We start from the raw sequence: 10,797 nt of genomic DNA on the forward strand, positions 1-10,797 counted from the left end.
CGTCACTTCGGCGGTGAGGGCTCCTCGTGCCCTCACCGGTAAGAGATCCCCTTCAAACGGACCGCGAGCCCCGGCCACGGACCAAGCCCAACGGGACAATGGGAAACGCTGTCATGAAAGAGCTCTGCTGCCCCGCGATACGGCCCCCCCCAACGGCCTGCGGCCGTCGGTGAGCCTGATGTGTTGCCCGGACGAGCCGAGGAACGGAACGAGGTAAAGAAAGCTGGTTCAGTGTCGGAACGGCACTTGAGCCTGTAGGCTCCTCACGTCACTGCTTCAGCCGGGTCCTCCCCGTTTGCCCCTCTGTCTTCGACAGAGTAAGGAACGGGCAAACGGGTCCCGCCCCGAGGTCCCTTCCCCAAAACGGCCAAACGCCGTTGGCGTTTGATCTGTTGCCGTTTTGGCCGGGATGACGAGGAGTTTTCCCTGCCCCAGCTTGTACGGCCCCCCCAATGCCCGCTCCGGCGGTGGGCCTGATGTGTTGCCCGGGTCTGTCCTTCCATTACAGGGGATCTCTTACCGGTTTTCCCGATGGGAAAACCGCCGAGATGACGTTCTGACTTGACCGCCGGGCGCCGGGTTCCGCCGGGATGACGAGGGGAGGAGGAGAGAGTTTTCCCATGTCCCGAGAACCGCGGGGCGGGGCGGGCGAAAAAGCCCGTAATGTGATATAATATAATATAGACATTCACCGGGAGAAGCCCAATGATATCTACCCACACCATCAGCTCAAAAAGCGAAGAAGCCGCCGTCCGGCGGGTCATGGTCGGAGCCTTTGGCAAGGGCGTCAAGGACGTGATCTACGGCAAGTTTGACTTTGCCAGGCTCTGCTGCGGCCGGGAATGGCTGGTGTTTGCCAAAAGCGATGACGGCAGGATAGCCTCCAGCATCAACACCATCCCTTCGCCCGTCTATATAGACGGCGTGGCCGTTCCCCACGCGGGCATCGGCGAGGTGGGCACCCTGCCCGAATACCGCCGGCAGGGCATGGCCAATCTGTGCCTGGACAAATGCCACCGGCTCTTTTTGGAGCGGGACGTGCACCTGTCCAGCCTGGCCCCCTTCGCCTACTATTTTTACCGCAGGGCCGGCTGGGAAATAGGCTGCAGCTGCATGTCCGTGGAAGCGGTCCCCGAGGCCTTCTGCGACTGGGAAGGCGCCGAGCTCTGCTTTGACGACCCGGCGGAGCCGTCGGTCATCATGGACCTCTACGCCCGGCATTTTGCCAAATACAATTGCTCCACGGTCCGCAGCGCCCTGTGGTGGAAGCGCTATCCCTTCCTGTTCGGCGGCCCCGGCATGCAGGGCGCCTACGTCAGGGACGGATCGGGAGCCCCTCTGGCCGGCTGCATATTCCGGGAGGACGCGGCGGCCAAACGCCTGAGCATAAACGAGCTGTATTTCGGCAGCGCCGCCGATTTCCGGCTGCTCCTGGGCTCGGTGAAACGGCAGTATCCGGAGCACAGCCTCACCCTGGGCCTGCCGGCGGACACCCGGGTATTTGACGGCATGGACAACCCCCGGCTGCTGAAAAGGACTGTTTCGGCGGGCCCCCAGTTCCGGGTGCACAGCCCCGAAAAGGCCCTGGGCTTCCTGAAGCCCCGGGGCAGCGGCTGCCTGAGCTTTGTCATCACCGACCCCCTGGAGCCGAGCCCGCGGCGCTTCTCGGTGCGCTGGGACGGGCCCTACCCTCAGGTCATTCCCTGGAACGGGGTCAACGAGGTGGCCACCACCATCCAGCGGTTTTCGCAGATATACTGCGGCTGCGTGAGGCTCACCCCGGAGAACTACGGGGACTTCGTGTCCTGCGACGCGGACGCTGTGCCCCTGCTGCAGGCCCTGCAGCCCCTGAACGGCCCTTACAGAGGCCCGGGAGAGCCCGGGTAACACATATAGGAGACATAACTATGAAAAGACTGACCTTTATTCTGCTGCTCATACTGCTCTGCCCGGCCCTGCTCCCGGCGGAGGTCAACGTGAAAGACCTGGGCGCCAAAGGCGACGGGGTGACGGACGACACCGCCGCCTTCATCGAGGCCGTCAGGACCGCCGGAGGCAACGGCGAGACCGTGCGGGTCCCCTTTGGCCAATACGTCATATCCTCCTCCGTGGAGCTGGACAGCGTGACCCTGGCGGGCAGCGCGGACGCCGCCTGGCCTGCCGACGAAAAGGTGCTGCCCGTCATCCTGCCCCGGAGCCTCAAGGAGAGCCCCTTTGTGCTGAAAAGGGCCGCGGCGGTGACCGGCATCTGCATCTCCTATGAACAAAATTACGACAAACCCGTCAAATATCCGGTGGCCATCGACATAGCCGGCACCGGCTGCTGGATACGCAACGTGAAGATACACGGCGCCTTTGACGGCATAAGGGCCCTGGGCGAGGCCAAGCCCGGCAACCCGGGCCGCCTGAACATTGAGAACGTGTTTATGGTCAATATAGTGGGCACCGGGGTCTATCTCAACGGCATGCGGGACGTGGGCCTGCTGGAAAACGTGGAGGTGTGGTCGCCCAACGTGATGATGGACCGGGACAAGCCCGTGGGCTTTCACATCAAGGGCAACGACGGCCTGAAGCTCAGCAACTGCTTTGCCTTTGCGGAGAAGATAGGCTTTTTCTTCGAGCACTCCGACAGGCCCGGCTTTCAGAAGGGGGCCATGTGGGGCACCATGACCGACTGCATGGCAGACTTCTGCGGCGAGGGCATCGTGGTCTCCGGCTTTGATTCCGGCAGGGAAAAGCCCGAAGACAAGGACTACCACTGCACCCTGACGGTAAACGGCGGCACCTACTGGACCCACGGCAACACGGTCCGCATAGAGGGCTGCTGCAACTGCTTTGTCATGTCCGGCTGCGACCTGCGGGCCAACGGCGGCAGCAACGTGGTCATACACGGAGGCAAGAGCGTCTCCATCTCCGGCTGCCGCATGGAAAAGGGCATGAAGGAGCACGTGTGGCCCATAGCCGTCATAGACGGCGGCGACAACGTGATGCTGAAGGACAACATCATGCTGGGCACCCACGACGGGCTCATCATAGGCAAGGGCTTCAAAAAGCTCATGGTGACGGGCAACATCATCACCTGCGGCGGGACGGCCGTCAAGGACTCCTCCCCCGCCTCCAAATACAAGGTCATCAAGGACAATCTATAAATAAACGGACAAGCCAATGAAATCATTCGGTATCAAGCTGCTGCTGTTTCTCACTTGCCTGTACTTAGTACTGGCCGGCGTCCTCTTCTGTCTGTGGAGAGGCGGCGCCTTCGACGCAGAGCCCACCGCCGGCGTCCTGCCGGACCACAAGCACAATCAGACTCTGGTGATAGTGGGGGACAGAGACTACAAGCCCTACTCCTTTTTCAACAGCGGGGGGGCTGCCGACGGCTTTGACATAGAGCTGGCCGCCGAGCTGGCCCACAGGCTCAACATGAACCCCCACGTCAAGCTGATGAGCTGGCACGAAGCCCTCAAGGCCATGGAGAACAAAGAAGCAGACCTGATCATGGGCATCGAGCTGCTGGTGGACGACGCCAACAACAAGGCCATCACCCCCACGGTGCCTATCAGCAGCGACACCCTCAGGGTGTTTTCCCACAAGCCCGTCAAGGACCCCCGTTTTCTCAACGGCCTCACCATGGCGGGGCTGGAGGGCGACAGCATGGTGCACACCCTCAATGCCATGGATATAGGCGTCAAGACCCGCCTGTATCCCGACTACACCTCCGCCATGAAGGCGGTGAGCACGGGCGAAGCGGACTTCACCGTCATAAGGGAGACCATAGGCGTCCGGGTGCTGAAGGACACGGGCATCAAGAACCTGCGGCCCTCCCTGGCGCTGATAGACAACTACCTGTGCTTTGCCGTGTCCTCGGACAACAAGGCCATGCTGGACGCGGTGAACACAGAGCTGGAGCGCATGCAGTGCGAGGGCTTTGTGGACGAGCTGAGCAAAAAATGGATGGACAGCTATCTCTCCACCCTGAGCCTGCACCAGGTGTGCGACTACAACCCCTGGCTCTACGCGGTGGGCCTGGCGCTGCTGCTCCTGTATCTGTTGGCCGTCAACAGAGTGTTTTATGACCGCAACAGCCAAAAGATACTCTCCCGCAGCCTGAAAAAGGACTCCTATTACCGCAATGCCCTGTTTTCCGACGCCTTTGCCTTCATAGAGTGCAACCTGTCCAAGGACACCGTCTCCGGCGAATACACCGAGATAGTGGACGGAGTGCCCGTCCCCTCCGACTACAAGCTGGGGATACGGGCCCCCTACACCTTCTCCGAGCTGGTGGACTGGTGGTTTGACAAGCTCTACGTGGGCTCGGAGACCCCTCTGGAGCCCGAGGGCATGAGAGAGAGGCTGCTGTCGCGCTTTGCCGCCGGCGAACGCACCGTCACCTTTGTCTGCTCCGCCAAGACCCCCACCCTGGAGCACCAGTTCCAGCAGATCACCATCTATATGGCCCTGGACACCTCCTCCTCGGACGTCATAGGCATGTGCGTGGTCAAGGACATCACCGGCGAGCAAAACCAGAAGACCTTCCTGGAAATGAGCCGCAAGATCAACCAGGCCCTGGCCAGAAACTATATGCAGATATACTACGTCAATCTGCCCAACAACTCCGTCACCCTGAAGGACGGCTCCATCTCCGCCTATCCTCCCGTGTTCAGAGAATACGTGGAAGAGGTGGCGATGCCGGAATACGTCAACCAGCTCATGAACGCCGACACCCCCGAAGGCATCGAGAGGCTCATGGGCCAGAACGAAAACTTCCTCATAGTATTCAAGAACAAGGAAGGCAAATACTGCACCCTGAGAGGCGTCAGGACCGGCGAGAGCGAAAACACCGTGGTGCTGGGCTTTGCCGAAAAGGATAAGGAACTGAGAGACATAATGGAGAACAAAGAAGCATGATATCCGCCGTCAGAAACTACCTGGTGACCCCCTCGGTGATGCCCGCGGGCAAAAAGACCCGGGTCACGGTGCGCCCCACCGGCGAAAACACCGCCTTTACCCCCGGCAGCTCCTACACCGTGAGGATATTCGGCGAAAACACGGGCACCCTGCGGTTTGACCGCCTGGTCTTTGACGAATATACGCTGACCCCCGACGGCAAGGGCGACCTGGTGTTTGACCACGCCTTTTGCGGCGAGCAAAAGCACGTCATCAAGATCTACAGGCCCGACTCGGACAAGGACCTGAGATACACCTCCATCAACTACGGCAGAAGGAGACGCCCCTCCAACGATACCGCCGCGCTGCCCGTCTATTCCCTGGAGGAGGACCTCTACGGCATGAGAGCCCTGAAGGGCGAATTTCACTGCCACACCATCCTCTCCGACGGAGAGCAGGACGTGTGCCACACAGTGGGCAACTACCGGGCCGGAGGCTTTGACTTTTTGGCCCTCACGGACCACTATCTCATGGAGCCCTCCGAGGAATCCCTGGAGATCTTCAGGGACGCCCCCGTCTCCATGACCCTCACCCGGGGCGAAGAGGTGCACTACCAGCCCACCGAACGCATCCACGCCGTGAACTGGGGAGGCCGGGACTCGGTGAACAGATACTGGAGAAACCACCCCGACCTGGTCCGGGCCGAGGCCGAAGCCATCATGGCAGAGCTGCCGCCCCTGCCCGCCAACGTGGACAGAGAAGACTACGCCTACAGAGTGTGGTGCAGCCGCAAGACCCACGAGTTCGGCGGCCTGTCCCTCCTGTGCCACCCCCACTGGGTGTGGAGCGACATGAACTTTGTACCGGACTACGTGACCGAACAGCTCATCAAGGACCGGGTGTACGACTGCCTGGAGCTCACCAACAACACCACCAACGACATGACGGTGGACCTGTGGAGCGAGCTCAGGAGCAGAGGAGCCGACATACCCGTGGTGGGCTGCAGCGACTCCCACAACACCAACCTGGAATACATGGAAAGACCCGCTTCCAGATATTCCTACGTGCTGGCCCGGTCCCGGGACACGGAGAGCATCATCGAAGCCGTGAAGGCCGGACGCTCCGCCGCCGTGGACGCAGTGGACCGCAGACTGTGGGTGTTCGGGCCCTACCGCATAGCCAAATTTGCCAGATTTATCGCAGACACCTTTGACCCGGTGTATCAGAAGCTGTGCGAGCCCCAGGGCTTCCTGCTGGCAGAGTATTATGACAAAAAGCCGGACACCGACCGGCTGCTGGCCATGCACAACGAAAGGTCCGAGGCCTACGCCCGCAGCTTCTACGGGTATTAAAGAGCAGCTTCTACGGGTATTAAAGAATAGAAGAAGGGCCCCCGCGGCCGCGCCGAAGGCGCGCCCCGGGGGCTTTTTGCGCCCCGGGCTGTTTTGCGCCCCGGGCGCCTTCTCGTCACCCCGGCCCCTCCGCCGTCATCCCAGCGCCCGAAACGCAGTGAGGGCGTTGGAGATCTGTGGGGGCACCGATGCCGCAGGCATTGGGGGGGCCACGCGGCGGAGAACAGCGCCAACCCCGCGTCACCCCGGTCTTCTCCGCCGTCATCCCAGCGGTCAATAAAGACGTCATCTCGGCGGTTTTGACGTCAGGCAAAACCGGTAAGAGATCCCCTGTAGTGAAAGGACAGACCCGGGCAACATATCAGGCCCACCGCCGGAGAAAGTATGTTTTGTCCCGTTGGGCTTGGTCCATGGCCCGGGCTCGCGGTTCCACTACAGGGGACTTCTTACCGGTGAGGGCAGAGCGCCCTCACCGCCGAAGTGACGTTGTGTTTGAACGGGACAGCGCCAACCCCGCGCCGCCCCTGTTTTCTCCGCCGTCATCCCAGCGCCCGAAACGCAGTGAGGGCGTTGGAGATCTACGGGGGCACCGACGGCCTTTGGCCGTTGGGGGGGCCGTATCGCGGGGCTGGAAAACCTTCTTGTCATCCCGGCCAAAACGGCATATGTCAAACGCCAACGGCGTTTGGCCGTTTTGGGGAAGGGATCGGGGTCCCCGGCGAAAAAGGTTTCGCCGGGGTGTAATTCGGGCGGGACCCGTATGCCTCTTCATTGCTCCCGCTTGCGGGAGAAGGCATACGGGGAGGACCCGGCTGAAGCAGTGACGTGAGGAGAGCGTCTTTCATTTTGTCCCGTTGGGCCGGTCCGTGGCCTGGGCTCGCGGTCCGTTTGAAGGGGATCTCTTACCGCCTCCTGCGGAGGCGCCGAGATGACGTTATAATTGAACGGGACAATGCGCCCTCACCGCCGAGATGACGCGGGGTGCGGCGCCATTTTCGCCGAAGTGACGTTTGTGTTTGAACGGGACAGCGCGCGCCCCGATTCTCGTCATCCCGACGCCTGCGCCAAACCCTGCGGGCAAAAATAGACGCCCTCCGCAGAGGGCGTCCGTTTGGATCCGATAACCGGTTTATCAGTCGCCGAGACCCGGAAGTGAAGGAGGTTCATCCATTGAGAAGGGAGCCTGGTTATTCCCGGCGGGCCGGGTGGCGCACTTGATCGGCGAATAGGCTACGTCGCGTATTCCGAGATCGTTGATATAGACGATAAAGGCTCTGCCGTACCAGGTGTCGCCTTGGTCCACGTTCTTCTTGTTGATGATAAAGGTCTTGGTCTGGGCGGAGTAGCCCGAGGACTTGCCTACTATCACTCCGGGTGTGTCGAACAGCAGGCTGTCGACGGGGGTGTCGGACTTGAGGAGCAGCACTCCGTGCATGACCTCGCTTACGAAGTCGCTGCCCGTCTGGACCTGGCCGGTAAAGGCTATCTTGCTGCCTTCCACCGAGGGCTCCCACAGGTTGACCAGGGTGTAGTCGTCAACGGCTTCGCCGTAAACAGCGGTAAAGCTCATGTTGGCGTAGACAGAGACGGACAGCTTGGCGTTATAAGACGCTATCCTGCCGGTGTTGTCGTCCTGCCAGTAGGAGAACTCCTCGTCCTCATACTCGTCGGGAGCGGTGACGGAAAAGACCGCGGCAGCCTTCAGCTGTTTCACAGTCTCTTCTCCGGCTGCGGTGGCCCGCACCGTGAAGGTGGTGTCGGCCTTTTGCAGAATGGCGGTGAAGGTCACGTCCTGGGTCACAGTGCCGCTTGTGGGAAGGACGCCGGGATAGTCGTTCTGCCATTCCCTGACCGTATAGCCCGTGCGGAGTCCGGCCTGGCCGGCCGCTACGGGATAGTCCAGCTCGCTGTAGTCGGTGACGGCGTCGGTCTTGTAGACCTTGCCGTAGCTGTCCTTGTAGATGAAGCTGCAGGCCTCCAGGGGAGCGGCCACGGCTTCCAGCGAAGTGGTGCGGCTTATGGTGTATTCAAACTCCGGTTCCTCGGACAGTATGTTGCCGGCGGAATCCTTCCAGCAGATGAACTTGTAGCCTCTGGCGGGGATGGCGTTTAGACGCACCGTGTCTCCCATGAAGCCGCTGAAGACCTCCTCGGACGAATCGTTGACGTAGGTGCTTGCGTTATCCCCGATGAGGAACACGTTGTAGATGAAATATTCATACTCTATGCCCTGGATGTTTTTCAGCAGCCGGCTGCCCCATTCCTCATCTATGAACAGGTAGCTCTCGCTCATAGCCTCTTCGGCTTCCTCCAGAGCGTCCTTGAGCTCAAAGAGGGTGGTGAAGTTGTAAACGCCCAAGCCGGCGTCATATATTTCGTTGCCCTCGTCCACGGCGGGCTGCAGCTCGTCGCGGCAGAAAGCGTTGTCCACCACGCCGGAGAAATTGAGTCTGCCATAATCGCCGGCGGTTATGGGCTCCGAGAGCCTGGCGCCGTTCACCGTGACGTATTCCAGTTCCAGATTCGTGTTTTCGCTCAGGAGCTCGAAATCTGCCGGGTCAAACTCCGTATCCGCGTTCACCATGCCTAAGGTGTTCACGTCCTGCCCCTTCCACAGGAGAGTGGCGCTCTGGAAAGGCAGGTAGGAGCCGCCTCTGTGCAGTCTCGAGAAGGAGGTGATTATCCTGTCGTCAAAAACGGGATAGTTGTCGGGGCCCGTGTTCTTCCAGGGGTCCAGCAGGTTTTCCGCAGCCCAGTCCGGGGCGGTCATGGTTATTTTGGACACGCCGTCGCAGATGTCAAAGGTGCCGGAGTAGGACTGACCTTCGTTCACGCCCACCATGGGGGCTGCGCAGTAATCGGTGCAGTAGAAGCATCTGAAGAACACTATGGCGGAAGACTGTACGGAACAGCCGCCCACTATGCCGCCGGCGAAGTCGTGGTCTTCCCAGGACATGCCGGAGAGATATCTGTCGGCATAATAGCTGGTGGCTATATACGAGCGGTAGGTATCGCTGAAGTCTAACACGCCGCCTATCAGGCCGCCCAGATAACAGTTCTCCGTGCCTGAGTGGGCAATATCCACGTAGTTGACCCTGCAGCCTATGGCTTCTCCGTACATGGCCATGCCGGCCAGGCCGCCCATAACGAAGCCGCGGCCGCTGAGGGAGGAGCAGGTCACCGTAGAGAACATGATATCAGCGGAGTGACGTTCTGCTGTATTGCCTGTCAGCGAACCGGCAATACCGCCCAGCCTGCTGTCTGCGGTGTTGCCCACAAGCTTTACGGCGTCCGCAAAGCAGTATATTATTTGATACTGGTTGGTGCCTGCGATACCGCCCAGGCTGGAGACTCCGTTGCCGTCGGTGAAGGTGAGATCGTTCACCAGGGCGCGGGAGATAGCGCCGTCGTTGGTGCCAACGATGCCGCCTAAGCTTCCGCCGGCTCTGGTGTTGGCCAGTATGACCTCGCCGGACGCGGGATCTCCGCTGACAATACAGTCGATGATCTCGCCTGTTTCTTCATTGAAGCCCGCTATGACGCCCGAGTAAAGGGCGGTGTTGGAAAACTCGCCGCTCAGAATGACATTCAGTCCGGCGATCTGGCCTCTGTTCACGGCAACAAGGCCGGCATAGTCGCCGTCGTCGCTGATGGCAGACATATCCAGGCCCATAATGGTGGCGGCGCTGCCGTCAAAGCACACGCCCTCGGCTATCTCCGTGATGGGGGTCCAGTCCCGTCCGGTCAGGTCAAAGACGCCGTCAAGGCTGACGTCTTCATTGATAGTGGTGCCGCCCAGAGCCAGCAGCTCGTCCACCGTGGTGATGGTCACGGCTCCCGCCGCCGCCGGCAGCAGCAGCGCTATCAGGACCGGCAAAAGCCATAATAGTCCGATTTTTTGTCTCATAGATTTCTCCTTGAAAATGTCTCATGCCAGCGGGAACGCAGAAGCCGGCACTTTGGGTAAATAAAGTTCTAATACCATTATATCATAAATGAAGAGGGTTTTTCAATTCTTTTTTGGAGAGGCCTGTTTTGGCCCTCTGCCGGCCGCGGCGGGATGACTCGCGGGGCTGCGGAGTACTCGGGAGAGCGTCTTTCCTTGGGGGCCTCGTACGGACCGGCGGTCAATAAAGACGTCATATCGGCGGTTTTGACGTCAGGCAAAACCGGTAAGATATCCCCTTCAGACTGTCGGAAAGGCTCCGGCACGGCACCATACTCACCGCCGGGGGTAAGTATGTTTTGTCCCGTTGGGCCGGTCCATGGCCGGGGGCTCGCGGTTCGTTTGAAGGGGACTTCTTACCGGTGAGGGCACGAGGAGCCCTCACCGCCGAAGTGACGTTTGAGTTTGAACGGGACAGCGCGCGCTCCGATCCCGCGTCATCCCGGCGGTCAATAAAGACGTCATCTCGGCGGTTTTGACGTCAGGCAAAACCGGTAAGAGATCCCCTTCAGACTGTCGCCATTGCTCCGGCACGGCACCATACTCACCGCCGGGGGTAAGTTTGTTTTGTCCCGTTGGGCCGGTCCGTGGCGGGGGTTCGCGGTTCCACTA

The 10,797-nt window shown here is 60.4% G+C and carries 5 protein-coding genes; 4 read left to right on the forward strand and 1 reads right to left on the reverse strand.

Translation table 11 applies throughout. The features are described from left to right. Positions 1-705 precede the first annotated feature (705 nt). The 4 genes from IK083_07395 to IK083_07410 are packed head-to-tail and all read left to right on the forward strand — an operon-like array spanning position 706 to position 6,239. The gene (locus IK083_07395) at positions 706-1,887 is read left to right on the forward strand and encodes a GNAT family N-acetyltransferase (protein MBR4749375.1); all 1,182 of its coding nucleotides are present in this window, start codon (positions 706-708) and stop codon (positions 1,885-1,887) included. Positions 1,888-1,907: 20 nt separating this feature from the next. Then, a complete protein-coding gene (locus tag IK083_07400) occupies positions 1,908-3,149 on the forward strand; it encodes a right-handed parallel beta-helix repeat-containing protein (protein ID MBR4749376.1) in 1,242 nt (413 codons plus the stop codon). 16 nt (positions 3,150-3,165) lie between these two features. Next, complete coding sequence (locus IK083_07405; protein MBR4749377.1) at positions 3,166-4,908, forward strand: transporter substrate-binding domain-containing protein; 1,743 nt, start codon at positions 3,166-3,168, stop codon at positions 4,906-4,908. Continuing rightward, a complete protein-coding gene (locus IK083_07410) occupies positions 4,905-6,239 on the forward strand; it encodes a hypothetical protein (protein MBR4749378.1) in 1,335 nt (444 codons plus the stop codon). Before IK083_07405 ends, IK083_07410 begins: the two co-directional genes overlap by 4 nt. A 1,132-nt stretch (positions 6,240-7,371) precedes the next feature. Here IK083_07410 and IK083_07415 read toward each other — a convergent pair. After that, positions 7,372-10,146: a hypothetical protein gene (locus IK083_07415; GenBank protein MBR4749379.1), complete on the reverse strand. Its 2,775-nt coding sequence runs from the start codon at positions 10,144-10,146 to the stop codon at positions 7,372-7,374. Positions 10,147-10,797: the final 651 nt, after the last annotated feature.

Source organism: Abditibacteriota bacterium, assembly GCA_017552965.1.
Taxonomy (GTDB): domain Bacteria; phylum Armatimonadota; class UBA5829; order UBA5829; family UBA5829; genus RGIG7931.